Annotated in this window: 17 protein-coding genes and 1 tRNA gene; 7 read left to right on the top strand and 11 right to left on the bottom strand. The window is 68.5% G+C overall.

Going from position 1 to position 23,711, the window contains the following annotated elements:
• Positions 1-426: 426 nt before the first annotated feature.
• Positions 427-3,228 (bottom strand): pyruvate dehydrogenase (acetyl-transferring), homodimeric type, encoded by a 2,802-nt coding sequence (gene aceE, locus FRCN3DRAFT_RS0238485; protein WP_007510418.1) that lies wholly within the window; start codon positions 3,226-3,228, stop codon positions 427-429.
• Positions 3,229-3,601: 373 nt separating this feature from the next.
• Between aceE and FRCN3DRAFT_RS0238480 the strand changes: the two genes are divergently transcribed.
• Positions 3,602-4,006 carry a secondary thiamine-phosphate synthase enzyme YjbQ gene (locus tag FRCN3DRAFT_RS0238480; protein ID WP_027141319.1) on the top strand — a complete coding sequence of 135 codons (405 nt, stop codon included), beginning with the start codon at positions 3,602-3,604 and terminating at the stop codon, positions 4,004-4,006.
• Positions 4,007-4,277: 271 nt separating this feature from the next.
• Entirely contained in the window at positions 4,278-4,715 is a 438-nt protein-coding gene (locus FRCN3DRAFT_RS0238475) for a DUF3052 domain-containing protein (RefSeq protein ID WP_007510422.1), read from the top strand.
• Positions 4,716-5,171: 456 nt separating this feature from the next.
• Here FRCN3DRAFT_RS0238475 and FRCN3DRAFT_RS0238470 read toward each other — a convergent pair whose 3' ends face one another.
• Positions 5,172-5,558 carry a DUF4234 domain-containing protein gene (locus tag FRCN3DRAFT_RS0238470; protein ID WP_007510424.1) on the bottom strand — a complete coding sequence of 129 codons (387 nt, stop codon included), beginning with the start codon at positions 5,556-5,558 and terminating at the stop codon, positions 5,172-5,174.
• Positions 5,559-6,057: 499 nt separating this feature from the next.
• On the opposite strand from FRCN3DRAFT_RS0238470, the gene FRCN3DRAFT_RS0238465 reads away from it, so the two are divergent.
• The 3 genes from FRCN3DRAFT_RS0238465 (at position 6,058) to FRCN3DRAFT_RS0238450 (ending at position 8,364) form a co-directional block, all read left to right on the top strand.
• A complete protein-coding gene (locus FRCN3DRAFT_RS0238465; RefSeq protein WP_007510426.1) occupies positions 6,058-6,516 on the top strand; it encodes a peroxiredoxin in 459 nt (152 codons plus the stop codon).
• Positions 6,517-7,263: 747 nt separating this feature from the next.
• Positions 7,264-7,335: transfer RNA gene (locus FRCN3DRAFT_RS0238455), tRNA-Val, on the top strand.
• Positions 7,336-7,473: 138 nt separating this feature from the next.
• Positions 7,474-8,364 (top strand): tyrosine-type recombinase/integrase, encoded by an 891-nt coding sequence (locus tag FRCN3DRAFT_RS0238450; RefSeq protein WP_106410601.1) that lies wholly within the window; start codon positions 7,474-7,476, stop codon positions 8,362-8,364.
• Positions 8,365-8,939: 575 nt separating this feature from the next.
• Here FRCN3DRAFT_RS0238450 and FRCN3DRAFT_RS48350 read toward each other — a convergent pair.
• Complete coding sequence (locus FRCN3DRAFT_RS48350; protein WP_232794387.1) at positions 8,940-10,280, bottom strand: NsdA family TPR-like regulatory protein; 1,341 nt, start codon at positions 10,278-10,280, stop codon at positions 8,940-8,942.
• A 323-nt stretch (positions 10,281-10,603) separates the two neighbouring features.
• On the opposite strand from FRCN3DRAFT_RS48350, the gene FRCN3DRAFT_RS54580 reads away from it, so the two are divergent.
• On the top strand, positions 10,604-11,086 hold the full coding sequence (locus FRCN3DRAFT_RS54580; RefSeq protein ID WP_007510432.1) for a hypothetical protein: 483 nt from the start codon (positions 10,604-10,606) through the stop codon (positions 11,084-11,086).
• Between the two features lie 29 nt (positions 11,087-11,115).
• Positions 11,116-11,352 (top strand): hypothetical protein, encoded by a 237-nt coding sequence (locus FRCN3DRAFT_RS0238435; protein ID WP_027141315.1) that lies wholly within the window; start codon positions 11,116-11,118, stop codon positions 11,350-11,352.
• 582 nt (positions 11,353-11,934) lie between these two features.
• Here FRCN3DRAFT_RS0238435 and FRCN3DRAFT_RS54575 read toward each other — a convergent pair.
• From FRCN3DRAFT_RS54575 to FRCN3DRAFT_RS0238400, 8 genes are all read right to left on the bottom strand, one after another.
• The gene (locus FRCN3DRAFT_RS54575) at positions 11,935-13,308 is read right to left on the bottom strand and encodes a PIN-like domain-containing protein (protein ID WP_007510436.1); all 1,374 of its coding nucleotides are present in this window, start codon (positions 13,306-13,308) and stop codon (positions 11,935-11,937) included.
• Between the two features lie 600 nt (positions 13,309-13,908).
• Positions 13,909-15,705, bottom strand: coding sequence for an Hsp70 family protein (locus FRCN3DRAFT_RS0238430; protein WP_198536213.1), 1,797 nt, complete (start codon positions 15,703-15,705; stop codon positions 13,909-13,911).
• Between the two features lie 215 nt (positions 15,706-15,920).
• The gene (locus FRCN3DRAFT_RS0238425; RefSeq protein WP_007510439.1) at positions 15,921-16,604 is read right to left on the bottom strand and encodes a hypothetical protein; all 684 of its coding nucleotides are present in this window, start codon (positions 16,602-16,604) and stop codon (positions 15,921-15,923) included.
• Between the two features lie 138 nt (positions 16,605-16,742).
• A complete protein-coding gene (locus FRCN3DRAFT_RS0238420; RefSeq protein ID WP_007510440.1) occupies positions 16,743-17,852 on the bottom strand; it encodes a hypothetical protein in 1,110 nt (369 codons plus the stop codon).
• 31 nt (positions 17,853-17,883) lie between these two features.
• A complete protein-coding gene (locus tag FRCN3DRAFT_RS0238415) occupies positions 17,884-18,504 on the bottom strand; it encodes a hypothetical protein (RefSeq protein WP_007510442.1) in 621 nt (206 codons plus the stop codon).
• A complete protein-coding gene (locus tag FRCN3DRAFT_RS0238410; RefSeq protein WP_007510444.1) occupies positions 18,504-19,331 on the bottom strand; it encodes a hypothetical protein in 828 nt (275 codons plus the stop codon). Before FRCN3DRAFT_RS0238410 ends, FRCN3DRAFT_RS0238415 begins: the two co-directional genes overlap by 1 nt.
• Positions 19,332-19,336: 5 nt before the next feature.
• A complete protein-coding gene (locus tag FRCN3DRAFT_RS50310) occupies positions 19,337-19,894 on the bottom strand; it encodes an OmpA family protein (RefSeq protein ID WP_007510446.1) in 558 nt (185 codons plus the stop codon).
• Positions 19,895-20,487: 593 nt separating this feature from the next.
• Entirely contained in the window at positions 20,488-23,451 is a 2,964-nt protein-coding gene (locus FRCN3DRAFT_RS0238400) for an NACHT domain-containing protein (RefSeq protein WP_198536212.1), read from the bottom strand.
• Positions 23,452-23,711 lie beyond the last annotated feature (260 nt).

Below are 23,711 nucleotides of genomic sequence, written 5' to 3'. Positions count from 1 at the left end.
ACAGGCGGACTGTCCCGTCTCGGGATCATCCAGGCCTATCGGAGCGGATGAACTAGGGCGTCCCACTGCCCGACGGATACTCATAGTAGCCAATGCCGACGCGGCTCGGTGGGAGTCGACCAGTGGCACTGGTTATGAATGCTGTCGGCATATGCCCGGGGACCCTTCGTGGGCAGGCCTTCCGATCGTGGTGACGATCTATGCCGTCCTGGCCACCGCGGACCGGCGGGCGCCTCGCCGGCCCATCACCGAGTGTCGCCCGCGGGGGCGTGGACTGGCTCAGGCCGCTCAGGCCGCTCAGGCCGCTCAGGCCGCTCGGGGCGCCCGGGTTGGCCGGCGCCCCCGGCCAACACGGTCCGGGCAGACCCGGTCCGGCTGGGAGCCATCGCCACCAGCCGGACCGGGCCGCGTGTTCCGGGCCCGACGTCAGCCGGAGATGGGGCGCTCGTCGGCCTCGCCGGCGGGGGTGCCGGCGACGGCGGCGGCGCCGCGCAGGTCGTAGCGGGCGATCGCCTCCTCGACCACGCTCGCCTTGATCTCACCGGTGCGCACCAGCGACTCGAGCGTCGCCACCACGATCGACTCGGCGTCGACGTTGAAGTGCCGGCGCAGCGCCGCGCGGGTGTCCGAACGGCCGAAGCCGTCCGTACCCAGCGAGGTGTAGGGCTGGGGCACCCACCGGGCGATCTGGTCCGGCACCGCCCGCATCCAGTCGCTCACCGCGACCGCGGGTCCGGGCGTGCCCGCCAGCATCCGGGTGACGAAGGGCACACTCTCCGGCTGCTCCGGGTTGAGCAGGTTCGCGCGCTCCGACTGCAGCGCGTCCCGGCGCAGCTCGTTCCACGAGGTCACCGACCACACGTCGGCGGCCACGCCGAAGTCGGCGGCGAGCATCTCCTGGGCGGTCAGCGCCCAACGCATCGCCACGCCGCTGGCGAGCAGCTGCGCCCGCGGCGCCGCCGCCCCGTCGCCGCCAGGGGCGGCTGGGGACGGGAGCTCCTCGGCGGCCCGGAACCGGTACATGCCCGCGATCACCTGCGCCGGGTCGAGCCCGGCCGGCTCGGCTGGCTGCGGGTACGGCTCGTTGTAGACCGACAGGTAGTAGAAGACGTTCTCGTCGCGCTCGCCGTACATCCGGTCCAGCGCGTCCCGGGTGATGTGCGCGATCTCGAAGCCGAACGCCGGGTCGTAGGCGACGCAGGCCGGGTTCGTCGACGCGAGCAGCAGCGAGTGGCCGTCCTGGTGCTGCAGGCCCTCACCGTTGAGCGTCGTGCGCCCGGCGGTGGCGCCGAGCAGGAAGCCGCGGCCGAGCTGGTCGCCGAACGCCCACATCTGGTCGCCGGTCCGCTGGAAGCCGAACATCGAGTAGAAGACGTAGACCGGGATCATGTGCTGCGCGTGCGTCGCGTAGGCCGTACCGGCGGCGATCACCGAGCCCATCGAGCCGGCCTCGCTGATGCCCTCGTGCAGCATCTGGCCGGACTCGGACTCCTGGTAGGACAGCAGCAGGTCCCGGTCCACGGACTCGTACTTCTGGCCATGCGGCGAGTAGATCTTCGCCGTCGGGAACATCGCGTCCATCCCGAACGTGCGGGCCTCGTCCGGGATGACGGGCACGAACCGGGCGCCCAGTTCCTTGCTCTTCATGAGGTCCTTCAGCAGCCGGACGAACGCCATCGTCGTCGCCACCGGCTGCTTGCCCGAACCCTTGCGCAGAATGTCGAACATCGACGCCGGCGGCTGCGGCAGCGGCCTGGCGCGCACCACCCGGCGTGGCACCGAGCCACCGAGCGCGGACCGGCGCTCCTTCATGTACTGGATCTCCTCGGAGTCCGGGCCCGGGTGGTAGTACGGCGGCAGGTCCGCCTCCAGGGCCGAGTCCGGGATCTCCAGGTAGAGCCGGTCACGCAGTTCCTTGAGCTCCGACTTGGTGAGCTTCTTCATCTGGTGGGTCGCGTTGCGGCCCTCGAAGTCCTTGCCCAGCGTCCAGCCCTTGATGGTGTGCGCGAGGATGACCGTCGGCTGGCCCGCGTGCTCCGTGGCGGCCTTGTAGGCGGCGTAGAGCTTGCGGTAGTCGTGGCCACCGCGGGAGAGCTTGCGCAGGTCGTCGTCGGAAAGATCCGCGACCATTCGGCGAAGTCGCGCGTCCGAGCCGAAGAAGTGCTCACGGATGTAGGAGCCGGGCGAGGTCGAGTACGTCTGGAACTGGCCGTCCGGCGTCGTGTTCATCCTGTTCACGAGCGCGCCGTCGGTGTCCTTGGCCAGCAGTGGGTCCCAGTCCCGGCCCCAGACCACCTTGATGACGTTCCAGCCGGCGCCGCGGAACAGCGCCTCCAGCTCCTGCATGATCTTGCCGTTGCCGCGGACCGGCCCGTCGAGGCGCTGCAGGTTGCAGTTCACCACGAAGATCAGGTTGTCGAGCTCCTCACGGGCGGCGACGCCGAGCGCGCCGATCGACTCCGGCTCGTCCATCTCGCCGTCGCCCAGGAACGCCCACACCCGGCTGCCCGACGTGTCCTTGATCTCGCGGTTCAGCAGATAGCGGTTGAAACGAGCCTGGTAGATCGCGTCGATCGGGCCGAGGCCCATCGAGACGGTCGGGAACTCCCAGAAGTTGGGCATGAGCCGCGGATGCGGGTATGAGGAAAGACCGCCGGGAACGCCCTCGCGCCGGAAGGCGTCCAGTTGTGTCTCGCTGAGCCGGCCCTCGAGGAACGCGCGCGCGTAGATACCGGGGGAGGCATGGCCCTGAATGAAGATCTGGTCGCCGGAGGAGCTGCCGGGCGAGCTGGTCAGATGATCCTTGCCACTGAAGAAATGGTTGAACCCGACCTCGTACAGGCTCGCGCTCGACGCGTAGGTGGCGATATGTCCGCCCACGTTGTACTCGGGACGGTTGGCGCGGCTCACCATGATGGCGGCGTTCCACCGGATGTATGCCCGGATGCGCCGTTCCACGTGCTCGTCGCCGGGGAACCAGGGCTCCTGCTCCGGGGAGATCGTGTTGATGAAGTCCGTGCTGGTCAGGGACGGTACGCCCACCGCGTTGGCGCGGGCTCGTTCGAGGAGTTTGAGCATGAGGAAACGGGCGCGTCCCCGTCCCTGCTCGGCGATGACGGCGTCGAGGGACTCGAGCCATTCGCTGGTTTCCGACGGGTCGACGTCGGGCAGCTGGCTTGGTAGTCCGTCGGTGATGACCGAGAACTTCCGATTACTGTCCTGTGCCACTTTCCTCTGCTCCTAGCCCTCGGGTGATGGCCATCCCAGGCAGGTCGTGCCTGGGCGGACATGCTGACGTCATGGTGCTCCGTCCCGGCAGGGACGTCACGCACACCCCGGTTAACGCCGAGTTCCGCCGCGTCGACTGTGACGAACGTCAACGAAACTGCGTAGCAAAATCAACGCTCGCCGCGCCCCACCGTATGCCCTGACGCTCCGGCGCCCACCGGCCTCGTCCCGAGGCGCTCGGTACGCCGCCGACACTCCCGCCTCGGCCCGGATCGCCCCGGTATCGGGCGGGCTGGCTGGCCGGCGTGGGCGCGGCGTGAAGCGCGGTGGGCGGGGTGGGGCCGGCGCGAGCCGGGCGGCGATGATGCGCGGCATGGATACGACCACGATCTCGGTACGGACCGGGCGTAGCGACCGGGTCCATGACCTGACGGGGGAGGCGGGCCGGTTCGTCGCCGGCCGCGGGGACGGGCTGCTGTCGGTCTTCGTGCCGCACGCCACGGCGGGTGTCGCGATCCTCGAGCTCGGGTCAGGCAGCGACGAGGACCTGCTCGCCGCCCTCGCCGGCCTGCTGCCCGCGGACGACCGCTGGCGGCACGCGCACGGCAGCGCGGGGCACGGGCGCTCGCACGTCATGCCCGCGTTCATCCCGCCGTCGCTTACCGTGCCGGTGATCGGTGGCCGGCTCGCCCTCGGGACCTGGCAGTCGGTCGCTCTGGTCGACCTGAACGTGGACAACCCCGATCGGACCGTCCGCTTCTCCTTCCTCTCCGGCTGAGGAGGGTCCGCGGTGCTCCGTTGGTGCCATGTCTTGACATCGAGGCAGGGCTCGGCGTCTTGGCCGGGTTTGTCCAGTTGAGGTGCCATAGAACGGACGGCATACACCCGGTTGTCCACAACCAGCGGCGTGGCACTTGCGTTGTCACCGCATGGTCCGGTGGACTTAGGTCACGGCGGGGCTCACGGCCAGCAGGGCCGTGAGGTTTGTCCGACCGGGACGCGCGGGCTTACGCTCGCCCGTCAGGCATACGAGCAGGAGGTAGCGGAGGGTGAGTCCGACCGCGGCGAACGCCGAGGGTCAGCGACGTGCGGAGCGTCTGGGAGTCGTCGCCGGAACCATGGTGCAGTCCATCAACGAGGACGACGACATCGCGGGCGACCTGTTGGAGGCTGTCGTCGCCGCCAGTGGGACCGAGCTTGTGCCGGAAGGCTCCGACGACGTCGTCGACATCGTGCTGCTGTGGTGGCGGGACGATGACGGTGATCTTGCCAACGCGCTCATCGACGCCCGGCGTCAGCTCTCCGACCAGGGAATCATCTGGCTGCTGACACCGAAGGCCGGACGCTCCGGCCACGTCGAACCGAGCGACGTTCTCGACGCGGTGCCGACTGCCGGCCTTGTGCAGACGAGCACGGTCAACGTCGCCCAGGAATGGACTTGCATGCGCCTCGCCGCCCCCAAGTCCCAGCGCGTCCGGCACAGGTAACTCCCGGCAGCGCGGCGGTCCGCGCCGCGGGGCGCGGACGGACCTAGTCCGCGCCCTCGGCCGGTCGCGCCACATCAGGCACCGGCAGGCCGGGGGCGCGGCCCGCCACCACTAAAGTGGTGTCGCCGCGTGTGCACACCTGGCATCTCCGGCCCATGGCTTTCGTTCGCCCAAGGTGATATGCCAATCGGCGATATGCCCGTTCTGGGCCGACCCGCCCGGCGGGTCGGGGTCCCGGTGGCGTTCGGTCGGCGCCCAAGGTCGATTCGTTCTCACCGGCCTCGCGCGGTCCGGTGGATCTTCGTGCGCCGCCTGACACCGAACAGCATGACCGCCATCGCCCGGCAATGACCGACGGGACGACAAGGCGGCCGACGGGGCAGGGACCGGCGGGCGGGATGCGGGATGGTGGCCGGAAACCGGCCCGAGCCGCGAGCGGAGCGGTCCGGCGGTGGGTCAGGCCGCGAGGGGGACCTGCTGGCCCTCGACGGCCGCCGGGTACCGGGACCAGATCTTGTTGATCTCCAGCTGGAGGAACAAGGGGCCGAAGCCGAGCAGGAACAGCAGGAACGCGAGGCCGGTGCTCACCTCGGGCACGCCCGCCGCGCGCTGCGCCTGTGCCGTCCGGGTGCACAGCCGCCATACCGCGACGAACGGTGGCACCAACAGGATCGCGCCGAATGTGCACGCCAGAACCGACATGGCCGGATTGACGTTGATCCGACGGTCGTACTGGCTCAGCTCACGGTTCGTCTTGTAGATCCAGACCAGGCCGTAGATCCCCAGTGTGATCAGGGGAAGGCCTAGCCATACGGCGACCGGGTTACGGTGCTTGCCCAGCACCCCCCATCCGGCTCCCGCCGATGTGTCCGGTCCTGGCGATTGAGGCGGCGCCCACTGTGGTGTCGCACTTGGGTTCGTCACTGGATCTCGTCCCTCCGCGCGGCCCGGCTGGCGGCCGGCCGCGCTCAGAGTAGCGCCGATGGGGCTATCTGGCTGCAATTGGACACCTCGCGGCTGAACATCGCGTGTCTTTGGCGCGGAGTTCGTCGCCGTGCCCTGGCCGCCGTGCCGTGCGTGTCGTGCCGTGTCTGCCATGTCTGCCGTGCCGTGCCGTGACCGCGGCGGCGGGGCGGCTGTCGCCGCGTCGTCGTCGCCACCGGCATTGTCGCGGCGTCGGGACGGCGCGGGGCGGATTCCATGAGACGCGCCGGATTCCGCGAGACGGGGGCAAGCGCGCGCCTGTGGGGGCGGCAACGGCGGGACGAGTCGGTCGCGGCGCGATGGCATGCTTGGCTCAGCACGCGCGTCCGCGCACAGGCCATGACCGGAGGATGATCACGTGACCGTCGATGTCGGCGCCGTCGCCCCCGACTTCTCGCTCAAGGACCAGAACAACGAGGTCGTGACCCTGTCCGACTTCCGGGGGCGGCGCAACGTCGTCCTGATCTTCTACCCGCTTACGTTCACCGGCGTCTGCCAGGGCGAGCTGTGCTCCGTCCGCGACGACCTGGGCTCGTTCCAGAACGACGACGTGCAGGTCCTCGCCGTCTCCGTCGACTCGGCGTTCGCGCACAAGGTGTGGGCCAACGAGCAGGGCTACGAGTTCCCGCTGCTCGCGGACTTCTGGCCGCATGGCGCGGTCGCCAAGTCCTACGGCATCTTCGACGAGGACAAGGGCATCGCCGTGCGCGGCACCTTCGTCATCGACAAGGAGGGTGTCGTGCAGTGGAAGGTCGTCAACGCGATCCCCGACGCCCGTGACCAGGCCGAGTACCTCAAGGCGCTGGCCGCCCTGTAGGACCCGGGAAAGACCGGCGAGAGCGGTACCGCGAGCGGGGGTGGATCGTCGTGCCGTGTTATCGCTGTCACACCCGCCAGACCGACCCGGCCCGCGGCGCAAGCCCGTGGGGCCGGGCGGTCCTCGGCGGTGAACAGGTCCTCGTCTGCCCGGACTGCCAGCGTCAGCCGGACTGGCGCCAACCCTTCGACCGCTGCGCCACCTGCGGCTCCACCCACCTGGCGAAGGCCCTCGGCCTGGTCGTCTGCCGAGACTGCGGCGCCCGCACCGACCCGGCGGCTCCGGAAACCGGCCAACTCGGCGCGGACCGCCCGGACACGGCGCGTTCAGGCATAGCGCGTTCAGGCGCAGCGCCTTCGGGTGCCACTCGTCAGGGCGGAGCTCATCCGGGCAGTGCCACCTCGACGGGCAAGGCGCGTCCGGGCACGGCGGGCCAGGGCGGGGCGGCACCCGGAACGCCTGTGCCCGCCCTGCCCGCCCGGGCGATCCCTTCCCCGTCCAGCGAACCGGACCCGGACCGGATGAGCGGCAGCCAGGTAAGGCCAGCGCCCGCCGACGCCGAACCGGGACCACCCGAAGGCTCCAACCTCTCAGCAGACGTCGAGGCCGCCTTGGCGCGCCTGTTCGGCCGCGGGCCCGGGCGGGCCGCCACCGCCGGCCGTCATCCCGAGGAGGCCGGCGACCGGTAAGATCACAGCGCCGGCAGCCCCTCCGGTACGCCCCATTGCGTACTCTGGCTGGACTCCCGGGCGTGTAGCTCAGCGGGAGAGCACTCGCCTTACAAGCGAGCGGTCGCAGGTTCGATCCCTGCCACGCCCACACACCACCTCTGACCTGCGCCGATTCAGTCAGGCCGGATTGCGGCCCTGTCGGATATCGCTGCAACAGAGGTAAACTTTCATGGTGGCGTCCCGGACGCGGCAGCGTCGGATCTTGAACGCTGGCCCGCTCCAGCCAATGATCACTTCCTTCCGGCTCCATCTCGCGGCCGAGGGAAAATCCCCGTCGACCATCACGACCTACGTCGAAGCGACCCAGTGGTTCGCGGGCGCGCACCTGTTGGCGAACACGGAGCGTCGCGACTGGGCTGACGTCTCGCCGGACGACGTCCGGGCGTGGCTCGCGTGGTTGCTCGACCGGTACAGCGACAGCTACGCCAACAACCAGTTCCGGGCGCTTCAGCAGTTCTTCCGGTGGCTCGCCGAGGAGGAGGAGCTTCCGAACCCCATGGCGCGGCTGAAGCCGCCGAGGGTGGGGGAGAAGGTCGTCCCGGTGTTCACCGAGGATGAGTTGGCGATGTTGGTCAAGGCGTGTCGCGGGAAGACGTTCGTCGACCGGCGCGACGCGGCGATCATCGAGCTTTTCAAGGCGACGGGTATCCGCCTGGCGGAGATGGCCGGGATTCGGTACAACCCGGAGGACCCGAGCAGGAGCGACCTGGATCTTGTGTCGCGGGAGCTGCTGGTCCGGGGCAAGGGCCGGAAGCAGCGCATCGTACGGTTCAGCCACACGGCCGCACGAGCGATCGACCGCTACATCCGCGTCCGCGCTCGGCACTCGCAGGCCCACCGCGACAACCTCTGGCTCGGAGTGAACAACCGGGACCCGATGACCGCGAACGGCATCTACCAGATGATCGCGCGGCGTGGCGAGGAATGCGGCGTTCCGGTTCACCCGCACAAGTTCCGCCACCACTTCTCGCACACGTGGCTGGACAACGGCGGGAGCGAAGGCGACCTGATGGAGCTGAACGGCTGGACGTCCGCGCAGATGCTCCGCCGCTACGGTGCGAGCGCGCGGAATGCCCGCGCGCGCCGGACGTACGACCGGATCATGTCGGAGGAGTAAGCTCGAGAAACGCGAAGGGCGGTTGGGCTCGGCCACGTGGCCGAGCCCAACCGCCCTTCGCTATGTCGACGCTATTGGGTTAGCGGTTGGTCTGTCGGGACTCTCGGTTCTTGTTCTTTCGCCGTGCGAGTGCGGACCGGCGGGCCAGCGCTGTGAAATAGGCGCGACGGGCACTCTCGGCCCGGCGCTCCCGTTCGTCGGGCGCAAGGACTCCGTCAGGATCGACCTGTTCGTAGAACCGGTCGCGGAAGCGGCTGCGTGCGGGTTGTGTACGGGCGGTTCGGTCAGGGGTCCGTGCCCAGGATGTGTGGGAGGCGATGCGGGCGATCGTTCGCCGGTCGTTCGCGTCCGAAGCGGCCAAAAGAAATGCTCCTGAGGTCAGTCATGAAGACTCCTATCGCAGACGCCGCCGCGCGCAGTAGGCGCACGGTGGGCTGGGTTGAGGGGACGTGACGCCCCGAGTCGCGTCGTCGCGACCGAGGCAGGTCACACCTGTCCAACGAACGGGCGCATCCAAAAGATCCAAGTCAGCCCGCTTGCAATTGCAAGCGGGCTGCAAGCGCTGGTAAACGTCTTCAGACCGCCGAAGCTGCGGCGAGTGATCGATGCTCGCGCAGTAGCGCGCCCAGGTCCCGGACAGCGGGGAGCCGCGCCCAACGTGGGTTGGCGGCGAGGTGTTGGTAGATGCCGACAGCGCGGCCGGTGGTGCGCCCGCCACCGCTGCGTTGCCCGGCGTGCAGGGCATCGCGGAGCGCGGCCGCTGCTAGCTCCGGCTCGGGCTTGGACCGCCGGATGAATGCACGGGCCAACGCGAGATGGGTTCCCGCCAGTTGCATGTGACGCCCTTCCCGCCCTACCAATGCCAGCGAATTACGAGCGTGCACCTCCGCCGTGTCGCCGTGCCCGAGGTAGCCCAGCGCGATGGCGCTGTACGCCTCGTAGGCTTCCTCGTCGCCGGGGTCGACGCCAGGCTGAATTTTTCCGGTCCACACGTTGTCGCTCATGGTGCGTAGCGCGGTCAGCGTGGCGTCGGTATCCCCGACTTGAGCGAACGCGCGAGCACAGGAACCGGCGAGCACGGGCACCAGGTACGGGTGAGCGCCGATCGCCCCCTCTGCGGCAATGGCGGCTGCGCCACCGAAGTCACCGGCGAAGAACGCGAGTTCGGAGCGCATGGCGGCGACCGACCCGGAAAGAAGGGTGTCGCCCGCTGCTTTGGCGTGCTGCCCGGCGAGAACAAGGAAGGTGAGCGCTGCGGTGTCGTCGCCCATATCTGCGGCGAGGCGTCCCCGATAGAAGGCATACTGCCCTGCCACGGATTCCAGATCCCGACGGGTGCCGCCGGATACGCGTGTCTCCAGCAAGGACTCAGCGTCGTTCCAGGCCCGCTCGATCGGGCGTGTCAGCTCGGTCAGTGAGGTGGCGGCGAAGCTACCCGCAAGGTAGTGGATGCCGTGTTGGAGCTGGGCGAGCGTAAGCGGGTCGGGCGCCGCTGCGGCCATGGCACGAGAAATACGTTCGGCCCGTTCGAGAGGGTCGCCGGTGGCGGTGGTCGTGGCAAGCGCGATTCCGGCGTTCAGCAGGTCACGGCGGTTCGCTGAACTCACCTCCGCTGGAGCGGTGGGCATGGCATCACCATCGTCGCCCGTTTGCGCATCGGTGACCATCCCGCCTGGGACGAGTGACGTGTCACGGCCGGCGGTGGCGGTGGGCGGCCCGAAGAGGGCCTTCACGTCAGCGTCGAACATCGTCTCAAGGACGCGCCGCGAAACCGGGTGCGGGCGGTCGATGGCTCCCGCAACCCAGCGTTTCGCGGTGCGGTCGCTGACGGCGTGAGCCTTGCGGTAAAGGCTGGTCGCGGTATCCGCGTATGCGCTGCGGAACTGCTCTACGGTCCACTCCCGCTGGACGAGCAAGAGCGCCAGGAGCGTGCGCGGTCGGGGGCTCGGGGGCATGGCTTCCTCGGCGGTTCGGTGGCGATCCCCTGATCGTCGCGGGCGTGCATCGCGCTGTCAGCCCGGACGGGCACCGTCCTGGCGAATGGCCCGAAAAATGTCCCCATCGCTGTCCTGGACACGCGCGCCGATGTCCTCCGGGTGCCATCCCGAGTTGTCACTTTCGGCGTTCTCCTGACCCCGGATAGTTGCGCTTGCTGGTCGGATCGGACATGTCGGTCTGACTGACTCCGGGCCGCCCGCGTGCGCGGATGGCCTTGTCGAGCGCGACCGTGGGAGGCGCCATGCCGGTGGTGACGATCGAACTGGACGGGAACGAGTCAGGACCCGTTCCGGTGCCCTGGCGGCCGTATCCGCTACCGATGCGCGCGGGCGTGCTGGTGGACGGGTCGCCAGCGCCGAGGTTCGTTCCGGCGAAGCGGTTTTGGCCGGACACGATCGCCCGGTCGCTGGTGGCTCAGGGCGCAGGTCGCGTGTTGGCCCTCTGCCCGGCGCTGGTGTCTCCCGTTGGGAGCATGGTGGCGCTGGAAGTCGCGCGGCTCCTGGTCGACGAACGGGGGCTGTGGGACGGCCCAGGTGCCGTGATCACATGCGGGGTTCGGCCCCCGTGCGCGTGGGAAGCTGGCGTAGTGATCGTCCCGCATCCCGTGATCGTCATCGCGGACGGGACGTCACGGTCTTGGGTGATCTGGGAGATGACCGACAGGTTCCAGGTCCCCGCAATGCTCGCAGGCATGGGCCGGACGCGGTCGGCGGCGGCGCTGTGAGCGCCCACAGCCCGGTAGCCACCGTTACGGTGGCCCCCGGCACCACAGCGGCCGAACTGGCCGCGCAGGTCGCCACGCTCCCCGAGGGGGCGATGCTCGTCGGCATCTTCGGCGACACCACGATCATCCTCGTCTACGGACCAGCGGACGACGTCGCATCCGACCGAGACGTACTCGCGGCCGTCGTCGCCGCGCTGGTCCCGGACACCTGGAACGGCTGGACCGGCGCACCTACGTCCCCCGCAATCCATCGCCCGGCGATGTAACCGCCAGCGAAGGGTGTAACCGCCGAGTTACACACGCGGTTACACCCCGCACGTGGTCTGAGCTGCATGAACGTCCAGGTGTAACGGGTAACCCCATCATCGGAGCGCGGCCCAGAAACGGCTCCCAGCGCCCGCGCCGGACCGAACGAGCGGTTACCCGTTACCTCCCGGCGCCGCGCGGCCCGATCGACCGCCACATGGCGATCGGCCGGCTTACACCCGTCGCGTGGCGGGCGACGACGCGGACGACTTCACACTTGATCGCCACACCGCGTCCGGGGCGCCGCTCTGCCGACTCGACGAGCCTTCGTGTCTCACGGCGCCTGTAGCGGCTGGGCGAGGGTGTAGCGGCGGCGCTACACCCGCCGCTACACCCTCTACCCCCGACACGCTGCAACAATGGCCCGACGTAGCGGGTAGCGGTCACGCGGCGGAAGCCCACCGAATGGCTTGCGTGGGGCCACGTGCCCCGACTCCTGCCGCTACCCGCTACCCCACCGGTCAGACCAGCGCCGCATCCTTATCAATGAGGCCGAGCAGTGGGCCGGGAAGACTCCCGGCTACTAGCACATCGTGCGAGCATTACTCGGCTGGAACGATCCCCTCAACGGGAAGATCAAAAGAGCCGGTCAAGAGATTTCTCAGTGTAATCGACTGAAAGCGAGGGTAGTCGCCCCAAGGGCATGAATACCTCCCGCTGGGAGGTGTCTGGAAAGTAATCGGATCAGGTCCGGGATTCACGAGGACGACCGGATATGGGTACCGGTCGACCATATTCCGCATTCGCTCTTCAAGTCGAACAACTCGGCCCCTGGCTCCGGAGTTTCCCCGGAAGGCCTCTATGGTGGAAAAGTCAAATATTATGCGCCCCGCCGGATTCCCGTCCGGTGTGGCGAGCGGAACCTCGGCGTCATAGTCTCCTCGCCCTGTCGATGTCGCGAGCCATCCAAGTTCCCTCAGAGCGTTCATGCATAGAGACTCAAATGCGCGATATCGCTCCAATCCTGCGGAGGGACCCCTATGAGCTCGCCCAGTTTCTGCTAAGAGGTCTGCCACAACCCTATCAAAATCGGGCCTTCCAGGCTCGGACTCCGCTGCTGCTTCATCAACCGCGCGATCGCTGACTGATACATCGAGATATCTTTTTGCCTGACTTAGGAACGTCTGCGTCGTAGCAAGATGGAGTCGCACCCCGGCGACCTTCATGATTTCTGCCGACAGTTCGGGTCGGGGACCCAAGATTTTTCCCTTGATTCTCTGGTACCAGTCCTCTTTCTGATCGTTCGTCACTAGAAGCACACTGCGTGGCTCACGCTGGACTTCATCGAGGATCTGACGCCACGCAAAGTAGTCACCTAGCGATGCGTCAACTCCCTTCTCTTTAGTATCCGCATACCCGGGAGGAATCTTGGCGGCCAGGCGCTTGGTTCCCGTTGTTGATTCACGTGCTAGCCGGTCAGAGTCAAATTCTTGGCCAACCCTGCCATCGAACAGGTCTGTAATTCGGCTCAGTATCGCATCATCACTTGCGCTGTCTGGAAGCTCGAACGGCTCTTGTGGCCCAAGCTCGCCGGCAAGCGAACGTAGCGCGTCAAAGCTAGCTGCGATTCGCGACTCGTCTAGGTCACGAATCCCGCGCCGCTTTGCAGCTGTCCGGAACTTCTCGATTACGTTGCTCTCGGAGCTGGCGATTTCCCTGAAAAGTTCAGTCGCCTCTTTCCCCGCGTTTCCCATCGTCACGAGCCGGTTTCGATGAAATTCGAGCGCGACTTGATATGGAATCCAGAGTCGGTCTTGAACCTTGGCGAGAACCGTAAGTACCTCATCTCGCGTTTCGGTCGAGAATCGGTATAATTCTAGGAGAACATTCGTATCAAGGACTACAATCCCTGACTTGTAAATTTCCTTCTTTTCCTCGTCATCGAGCGGGTACCATGCGCGGAAAGCCTGCTTCACGTGCCGATCATCTCACGCCTGCGGTTGACGTCTGTAATGGGACCGATTCACGTTCTGACCTGACTCGAACCTCGGCCAGCGCGGTACTCGCCTTGCTGGAGCGTGACCTACGGCTGACACCATCAATGACTTGTCTGGCTACTCAGCGTGACGGCGGGTGCGCGTGCGTGCGGGCTACCGAGGGAGCATCGAGGCGCTGGCAAGTGAGCGATGCTTGCGCACTCCTGCAAGCGATTGCTTGCAGGAGTGAGCGGCGCGCGACAGATGGCTGGGACCTGCTACCCTATCCGAAGACAATTCGCCTGTTGCGTCTTCGTTCGCGCGGGTGGTGCGAAAAGGCTGGTCAGGACAGCGCTCGCAGGCTTCGGCCTTACAAGCGAGCGGTCGCAGGTTCGATCCCTGCCACGCCCACACACCACCTGTTCGCGGGACCTTCAATGATCACGATTCGGTGATCGAAACGGACATGGTTCGGGCGACCCTGAACTGTCCGAGCATGGCGATCATGATGTGTGGCCGTCACTGATCCGCAAGTGCGCCAGCGCCATGTCGACAGGGTCCCTGCAGGCTCCTGACGAGACACCGATCTCGCGCACATGATCAATATGCCGTGTCGAGCCGCAGGGTGATGATCGCTTCTAGGCCCGTGTCGGTAGTCGCGCCAATGACACGGATCTCGGTCTCGCCGAACCGCAGTCGCACGGTCAGCCCACGCCGCTCGAAGGGCAGGGCCATCATCTCCTCGCCGTATTCGAGGGACAGCTCGCCGATCGTTTCGCAGCCGGGCTCGTCGACGTACCGCGGTGTCCGGCTCTGTGTCCGGTAGAAGCCAAAGCTGGCGCGCTTCTCGGCGCGGTAGTTCGGCACGAACCGGTGAGTGATCTCCTGGCCAGGCGCGAGCTCATCGCCGTTGCGGACGAAGATGTCGAACCGGCCACGGCACATGTCGCGCCCGCGGTCGTCCTGGAACCATCGGTCCACCGGGTCATGCGCCGGGTCATACTGCTGGCCGGAGGCACAGCCGTAGGTGTACCGGGTGCGCCGCATACGAATGATCTCCGGCTCATAGCCGAAGTGCACGGCCCCGAACAGCACGGCGGCCGACGGCTGTGGGGGCACGATGATCCGAACTGTGTCGCCGAACTCTCGCAGCAGCCGGGCTTGGAGGTAGTGCGACTCGGACAGGCCGCCGACAAGCAGCAGGTGCTCCGGAGCCGTCGCGGGGCCGTCGTGCGCGACCATCTCGGCGAGGTGGTCGCGCACCAGTACGACGATGGGCCCGACGACGGACTCAAACAGCGTTCGGGTCTCCTCAGCGGACACCTGGATCCGGTTGCGGCCGCCGGGCAACGCGGCGATGCGTTCCAGCGCGACCTCGTCCAGCAGGTCCCGCACCTCGCCGGGAAGGGGCAGCAGCACGTCGCGATCGACCACGACCCCGTCGCTGGATTCGTCGAGGTGGGCGGTCATGGAGTTTTTGACCCCCTCCCATGCCTGGAGGATCTCGAGCAGCGCTCGCGGGGATCGGGCGCGGATCCGGTCGATCACCTCCAAGCCGCCGAGGCGGTTAACAAGCACCTTGTTGACGAACTCCTCGTCGATGTACTCGGAACCGAGCCTGCCCCCGGTCGCCCGGCTCAACTGGCTGAGTTGAGGTTGTCCGTCGGGGCTGGTGTCCACCCGGTAGGAGGTGATGTCGACGGTACCGCCGCCGCAGTCGACCACCAGGAAACGACTGCCGATGTCGGTGACGTCGGCCGTTTCGTCCGGGGTGCCGAACACTCTTGCCAGATGGATCTGGCAGTGCAGCGCGGCCACCTCGGGCTCGATCGCGAACAGCAGACGCTCCTGGTCGGCTGGCATACCCGCCGCGCGCGCGGCGTCGCGCATGAGTTGCTTCTCCGCGTCGTCCCAGATCGCCGGGACGGTCAGGCACCAGCGGATCTGGTCCTCGCGATATCCGCATTTCTGGATGTCGTCGAGTGCGAGCTGGAACATCCGGCGCAGCGAGGCGACGACAAGGGGAAACGCCGCTGCCGGGGTGTCAACGGTCCAGGCGCCGGTTCCTGGTTGCCTGGGGCCGTGGTAGGCATCTGCCTTGAGGGCCATCTTCAACCCGGTGATGTAGGCGTGGCCGTGGTGGCCGGTCTCCACCCGGTCGACCCACTCTCGCCTCGCCTCATGCCCCCAGGCGACTACCTCGCCGTTCGCGCCCAGGAGTAGCGCGGACAGGTCCTTGGGGAAGTTCGCGCCGTGCGGTGCCCCCGGCCAGGTGAACCGGGCGAGCGGGCGGCGGTGGCGCGGGTCGCGGTTCTCCTCGGTGACCTCGGTCCAGGCGAAGCCAGTGCTGTGGGTACCGAAGTCGATGGCGGCCACCACTGGCCATCTACTGATCATTGTCTCCCCGCGGCGGGTCGGATTGACGCGTGGTTCGGCGGTTGGTGCCAGAGACGAGAGAGGTCTCCCGCGGGCGTCCCGCCGTTCACGCGTGGTGGTGTCTCGACGGCACGACAGAGCGCCCTGTCGAGGTCGGATTCGTAAGACCTTCGGCCGCGGACCGGTGGGTCAGCCCTATCGTCAGTCATTGATTTCCGGCATCCGCGGCCCGCGGGCTATGTAAGGCCGGGGCAGGGGTCCACAAGCCGTACGCCGCCGTACCGCTGCCTCCGTGAGGCATGACCATCGATCTGGCCACGCATCTTTGTATTCGTGGTCAGGAGAGGGACTCCGCGCCGGAGGGCGGTCTCCAGGAGCGTCAGATCATTGAGGTTGAAACGCTCGTTGAGGTCGAACATCCTGGAGACCGTTTCCAGATCACCCGCGGGTGGCGGCGTGGCGACCGGGATGCGACGGTAGCCAGCCACCAAGTCGAGCCTCGACCTCTGAACCCCGTCCGGGTCGTTCACGGACGTCAGTGCCTCCTGAAGAATCACCACCTGGTGGATGTACAGGTAGACGGCCGGGTTCTCCAGGTAGGCGCTCTCGATCAGGGCCACGCAGGGCGCGGCAGCGCCCTTGGGCCGGTTCATGAAGATGTTGCTGTCGGCGACGTAGATCTGCCGTGGACTTCTGTCGGTTTTGGTAGTCATCGCCGTGTCGCTCGCGGCCCTGACCGCGACACTGGTCAGCGCCGCGAACACCAGAAGGAGGACCAACGCACGCAGCAGGCCTCGTGGCAGAAGCAGCGAGCCCAGCCCACGGCCGAGCAGGAGCCCGGGGATCATTCGCGCCGACATCACGAGCCCCAACACGGTCAGCGTCAGATAGAGCGGTGAAAGGGGCTGAGTGAGCGTCATCTTCTAGGCTCCGAGGTCCTGTCGGCAACGGTCGCCCGGGCGGCGGCGACGAGTCAGTCACTGGGCCGCGGGCCGGTGGCGCACCCAGCGCTGGGCGCCACCGGCCGCGCATACCTTCCGGCGTCGCCGCCGGCCGGGTTAGTCGGTGTGCCGGCGAGCCCACGGCTCCGGCCGGCTGATGGCTGACGGGTGTGGGCCGGACTGGTGCACGTCAAGCGGTTCGAGGTCGATGACACCGGCGTCGGTCTGCGCCACCCAGACGAGGTCACGAGCGTGTCCGTAGGTCGCGCGCTGGACGTTCTTGGCGTCTTCACCCTCCGTCGCGATAGCGACGATCTTCGTCTCCTCGCGGGTGCGGGCGTTGACGCGCAGCTGCTCGAGCCATCCCGGACCGGCCAGCCTGCGTTCCCTGTGGCCGGCGAGGCGCTCCGGACGGTCCAGCGGGTCGGTCAGCCAGAACTCGGCCGCCACGCCGACGAGCGGGATCAGTGCCTGCATGATGACGGCGGGCCGGTCGGCGCTGTTCAGGTCGGCGCCCATCCGCACGAGCATCCCGAGCAGCACGAGAACCATGAAGATGACCCCCGTGATCACGACCCGCCCAAGTACCGGCCGCGCCAGGACGAGCCGGCGGCGCAGATCCTCGTCCAGATGCACGAGGCCCGCGTCGGCGTCTTCCAGCAAGCCGCGCTGCGCGCGGTCGAGGAACACCTGGCTCAGCCCGTGGGCCAACGCCATGCCGACGACGAACACGCCCAGCCCGACTCCGCCGCCCAGCAGATAGTGCACCAGGCCCGACTCGGCGCGGTTGACGTAGGCCCAGGCGTCGGCGAACACCTTGAAGTCCAGCGCCGCCAGGAACATGAGCAGCAGGACGCGCAGCCATCCGGAGGTACGGACGGAGGTGAACCGCCAGCCGAGTCCGGCTAGCCGCCAGTCGTCGGCATGGGATCGCTCCGCGTCGTACTGCCTGTTCGCCTGTTCCCGTCGCGATCTGATGACGGCGAGCTTGGCGGTTCGACGTCGGGCGTTCCTGCTGATCTGGGCGTCAAGCTCGGCGCGTTTCACGTCATGCGGCCCGGTCCGCTGATGCGTTCCGGAGTCGATCTGGGCCAGAGCGATATCGCGTTGCCCGTCGACCAGGCCGGGCCTGGCATCGGGACTGGCAATAGTCCTCTCGATGCCGCGAAGTGCGGTCTTGGCCACCTTTTCGGGGCGCAGGCGGTGCCTGGGGGACAGCAGTTTCATGAGTTGCTCCTCCTCCGAGGACGAAGGGCGATCAGTCGAGTGGGCGCATGAGCGAGCCGAGGTACCAGCCCAGCGCCGAGCAGCTGAGCACCGTCAGCGCCGCGATCACCAGGGCGAAGGCGTCGTCGTGGACGTCGGTGCGCCAGGCGGCGACCACGAGCGCCAGGGCGCCGAGAGCCACACATGCTCCGGCGACGACCTTGCGGCGGCGGACGACGAACCGAGGCGGGAGCAGTTCCAATGCCTTCCGGCGCTGCTCCAGGTCGCGGCTGGTTCGGATGACCCGGGCAAGAGCGGTCCGGTAACGCTCGAGCCCGCCCGCGTTGCCCGCCAGGGTCGCGCCGGCGGTGCACAGAAGCAGGGACATGCCCAGCGCGAGGCGCTCGACCGCGTCGGAGGCGATGAACTGGAGGCACACGACCGAGGCGACGACGAGGGCGACGGTCGCGGCCAGGGGGTGCCGACTGCGCAGATACTGCGGCCTGAGGTGGTGCTCCCAGGGCTCGCGCAGGCGACCCGAGCGACCCTCTGGCGGTCCGGCGGCGCCTGCGTCGTCGGAAAGGATCCCCGCGGCGGGCCCGCGGTGGTCCTCGATGGTCATCGTCGACGTGGCGGAGGACGGGTGCGACGCACCTACGATTTCCTGGCCCATCACTGTGCTCCCTGCCTGAACATGGGGCTGAGACGGGGACCGAGTGCTTCGGCGACACTTTCGGCGAGAAGTACCTGATTCGTCGTGCGCGCGTAGCCACCGACCCCGGCGAAACGAAGCGAATGAATACCGTCGAACGCCCCCACCTGGCCGGAGGTGAAACAGCGGTCCACAATCTTTTCAGCGATGTCGGGTCGGAATGTCATGTTGTCCATGCTCAGGCAGTCCTCGGCCGTGGTGTTACCGAGAAGGTTGGTGACGACGGTGACGTCGATGTCGCCGACCTTTCCGGACGCCCGGGCGTCGCGCACGACGCCACCGACGACCGCGAGAACCCTGGTGAGGCTGCCATGCGGGGAGACGGGCTGCTCCCGAGTGAAGGCGCCCGCGATGACGGCCAGTTCGTCTCCCTTGTCCGTCCAGTCCGCCCGGTCGTGCGCCCGCGAGCCCGACGCGATGAGGAACTGGGAGCCGTTGATCCCGGCCATGCAGGGCGATGTCCTGATCTCCTGGTCGACACCGCCGCTGGTCAGGAGGTGGACGAAGGCCCCGTGCTCGAGCGCGTCCGCCATGATCGGCTTGGTGACGTCGAGCACCGTCTGCTCCATGCCCTCGCCGTTGTCGGGCACATCCACGGCGATCACCTGGAGGGAGGGCGCCACTCCGCTCGGCGCCCGGCTGTAGGGGTCCTGGTACGCCGAGCAGTCGTCGACGGCAGTGTGGGTGTTGCCGTGGCTCGCGCAGCCCACGCCGGTCAGCGTGATGACGGCTGACAGGGCCAGGCCGACGGCCGACCGCAGAGGACGAGCACCTCGCGTGATTTCCATGTCGATCAACCAATCCTGATGATCACGCGCCGGAACTCGGGCGCGGCGATGTGTGGGGGTGCGCCCTCGGCGCCGTGGCCCCGCACGGTGATGCGGGCCCGCTCGAGGCCGCCGTCGACGAGCGCGTCGGCGACGGCGGATGCCCGCTGCCGGGACAGATCGAGCAGGTAGCCGGGGTTGTCGTCGCCAAGCCCGTCCGCGTAGCCGCTCACCGTGATGGGGCGGTCGCCGCACTGGTGGGCGCTGGCCCAGTCGCGCAGCGTCGCGCCCGCCTCGGGACGGAGCCGCGCCGAGTCCAGGTCGAACAGCAGGATGGCGGGAATCGTGACCTCGCCGTCGCACCCGGGCAGCGGCCCCAGCGGGTCCCCTGAGACGTTCGGAAGGAGACGGCTCGCGTGCGGTGCCGCGGCGATCGCGGGCGGCGGTGTGCCGGCTGGCGCGAGGACGAACCAGCCCACGCCCAGGACGACGGCGAGAACGCCCGCGAGAAGGAGCCACGACCCGCCCCTGCGCCGGGACCGGCCCGGACGGGCATATCGGGTCTGCCGGAGGTTGTCGGCCACATCTCCTCCTAAACAAAGGGTCGACGGGGGAAGAATGGTGAGGCGGTCCAGGAAAGGATGGCTTTTTCTCGTGAGGATTTTCGTCGCGCTGCCCGAGCCGAGACCTTCAGGAAGACCACGGGCGGCGCCGGAAGACGTGGGTCTCCCGGCGCCGCCCGCCCCCCGTTTCTCAGAGTGGTCGGGTGCGCCGGCCGTCTCTTAGTCGTAGGTTTCCATGGTCATCACCCTTTCTCTTGCCCGGTGCGGGCAGGGTGGGGACGTGCCGGCGGCGTGGTGCATGACCAGAATTGTTAGAAGTGGGTTCGCGAAAGGCAATGGTTGTCTCATGGCGCGCTCAAACGCAGAATGGCGCACACATTGATGGGCGAGGTTGGCGCACGCCCTGCGCCAACCTCGGGTGGCGCGGACGCGGACGCGGACGCCGCGGCGCGGGGTGGGGGGGGCGCGCTCGCCGGCGGCTCTGGCGTGGCCCTCCGGTCGCGAGGCCACGCGACCTGGGCGTATGTGTGCGGCGCGGGTGCGGGCGACGGCGGCATGCGCCGGGCGGCCCGGGCGCGCTCGGCCGCCGGCGTGCTCGGCGACCAGCGCGTGGGTCAGTGGTCGGCGCGCTCGGCGAGGTGGCGCTGGGGCTCGGCGTGACGGTACTGGTAATGGGCGCCGGCCTGGCGCAGCACGCCTCGCTGCTCGTGGGCGTCGGTGAGGAATCCCATCAGGTCCCAAGGAAGCTCGCCGCGTATCGCGAGCCAGGCACGCGCGATCGCGAACGTCCCCCAGCAGGCATGGAGGAAGCCGCCGGTGAGCCCTATGGTCAGGGCGCCCGCGAAGGCGGCGCCGAGGCTCACGTTGTAGCCCTCAGGCACATAGGTGCCGAAGACCATGGTGACGCCGAAGATGGTCGTGACGACCGCGAAGGTCTTCCGGTCACGGGCATACAGCGTCCTGGGCCCGGCCGCCAACGTCAGATCCGTGGGTGCCGCGCCGCGCATCCCCGTCGCCAGGCCGGCCGCGACGCCAGCCGTCAGGCCGGCGATGAGGCCGTTGAACAGGCTCGCACCGAGCCCCAGGACGGCGCCCACCCCGACACCCGCCCCGATGGCGAGGCCGCCCACAAGGCCAGCCGAGGACCAGCGCAGCTTCTCGGCGGGCTCATCGGCCCCGCCGACCCCGACCGCGAACCCGGCGCCCAGCGCGATCGCGAGCCCGTCGATGATCGCGGGGAGCACGCCCTGACCGACACCCGCCGTGAGCGCGGTGGCGCACCCTCCCGCCGTTGCACCCAGCGCACCGCCCAGCCGCCCGCCGCTCGCGCCGATCCCAAGGCCGACCGCGAGAGCCCCGGCGGTCGCGCTGAGCAGTCCGGATGCCGTGCCTATGCCGACCATGCTGGCGGCGCCGCCGAGGACTCCGCCGGCCAGGCCGCCCACGACGCCACAGACGAGGCTGCTGGCCAGTGTGCGGTCCTTCCGCAGCGGGATCCGCCCGTTTGGGTGGCTCCCAGCCGCCTCGGAGCGGCGCCGATCGGCGAGAAACCGCACAGGGAGGGCTACGGCCAGCGCCGTGAGCATCCCCACTCCCAGGCCGACGCCGAGCCGAGGGTCGGTGAGGGCGACGAGCCCTGTGGCGAGACCGCAGATGGCACCCACGACAGCCCCGGCCAGCGGCCGCGGCACAGCTCGCCGGATATCCCACCAGTCCAGGTCGGTCACGTTGTCCGCGTTGCGCTTCAGGTGCCTGGCGAGATAGGTCAGCCACCGTTCGGCCTGCTCGGCTGTATAACGCCCGGGGCCGCCTATGCGTCGGGACCATCTGCCGGCCGGCGTCGGGCCCCGCGGGCCCGGCGATGGTGTCGTGCGGCGATAGGCCGCCGGGATGAAGGCGCGGAAGAGATGGTCCTTCACCTTGTCCGGCGTCTGGAAGCGTTCCTCGTCGAGGAGCTCCTCCGGGTCCGGCAGGCCTCCGCGAGGCGCCTCACCCGGACTCCGGCCCACGCCAGTCGGCCGCCCGGCCGCGCCAGCCCCGAGGTTTCCGGAATGGGGGTTGTAGATGGTGCGTGCCAGGCTGACGTACAGCGGGACCCGCAGCACCTGCGCGACCGGCGAACTGCCACCGAGGACGGGAATGATCGGATCCCACCGGTCGTCTCCGGCGTCGTGTTCGAGGTAGTTCCTGACAGCGTCCGGCTCAAGATCGCGCAGGGTGATGCCGAACGCGTTCCGTAGCTTGGGCGCCGCGCGCAGGGCGCTGCGGAATTCCGAGACGCGGCAGGAGACGACGATGCCGTCCTCGGGGGGCAACGCCTCGTTGATCTTCGCGATGGCCTGTGCCTGGACTCGGCCAGGGATCTCGTCGAGGCCGTCGAGGACCGGTACCAGCAGGTTCGCTTCGCGCAGCGCGTCCACCTCGCGGACGCGGTGTGAACGCCGGACGAAGTGCTGGCCCGGCATCGGCCGGCCCAGGCCCGGGTACGCGGCGACCAGCCTGCCGGTCAACCAGGGCCACAGATCCTGAGCCGTCGGGTTCCAGGAGGCCGCCGACACGATCACGGGCACCGCGCCACCGGGCCGGCGCTCCCTGAGCAGGTCGACGACCAGGCGGCCGAGCAGGATCGACTTGCCCGAGCCCGGATCGCCCAGCACCACTAGGCGCCGCGTCGGAAGCGTGTTGAAGATGTCGGCGATCTGGGTGTCGCCGCCGGCGAGCCATGGCGGCGCGACGGCCGCAAGCCGTTCCCCTCGCGCCCCTTCCGTTCGCAGCTGGCGCAGGGCGCTGTCGATGTGCTCCCAGCGCTCCACCAGGTCTGGCGGAGCCTCCATCCAGGAGACGGGAAGAGGTGCGGGATCCCAGATCCGCCGAAGATCTAGTTCCTTCGTCCACTGACCCAGGACCGTCCTGGCGAGTTTGTCCGCGACCTCCCTGGCCTCGGACGACGGCTCGACCCACGGAGGGGAGGGCGTCGGTGGGCCGCCTGGGCGCGGGTCCGGTCCGGGCGTCTGGTCGGGCGTCGCGGGCTTCCAGGTCGGAGCGTGCGTCTCCACCGGAGAGGGCGTGAACAGCACGGGCGAGGACGGCGCCGACACCGGGGACGGCTGAGCGCTCGGGTCGGTCGTGGAGCGTGAGTTCGGCGTCCCGTAGACCGCTGAGGGCGGTGCGTTCGGCTCGGCCGGCGAGGGCGTGGCCGGCGACGGCGTGGACATCGCCTCTGGCGGCGTGGCTGAGGACGGGTGCGCGACTGGGCCGGACGCCAGGTCGGAGTTCGCGGCGCTGGACATTGCAGGGCGCGGTGTACCTGGCCCTGGCGGCGAGGGCGTGGCCGGCGACGAGGTGGACGGTGACGGGGTCGCCGTCGCGCCCGCGGGTGGAGGACCTGGATTCCGCGCGGCTGGTCGGCGTTCGCGGAGGAGAGCCGCGTTGGTCTGGTTCCACCGGTTGGTCCAGTAGGACTCGTCGCCGTCGAGTGCCTTCACGAACTCCAGCACCCGAGCCAAGGGCTCCAGCTTTCCGCTGCCCACGACGCGTCGCATCGAGTCCTTGCTGGTGCCCGACACGGAGCTGGCCATCTGTCGGAAGGGCGGCGACCCGCAAGACTCTCGGAAATTCCACAGTTCCAGGACGAAGTCCTGGAACGGGCCGGGTTTCACCTGGGGAGGCGTCGATTGCCGCCCCGGTCTGCCTGGACTGGGCCGTGCTGACGACGGTGGATTAGTCATCTATTACCTTCAGCCGGCGCAACACCAGCCTCCCCCCGACAGGAGCTGTCAGTTGAACCCAACAACGGTTCAGACCTTAGCGTGTGGTCACTCGGCGGCGGGCCGTACGG

This window comes from Pseudofrankia saprophytica (assembly GCF_000235425.2).
Classification (GTDB): Bacteria; Actinomycetota; Actinomycetes; order Frankiales; family Frankiaceae; genus Pseudofrankia; species Pseudofrankia saprophytica.
Note: the sequence above shows the minus strand (reverse complement) of the source record. Positions and strands in the feature narration are given on the sequence as shown.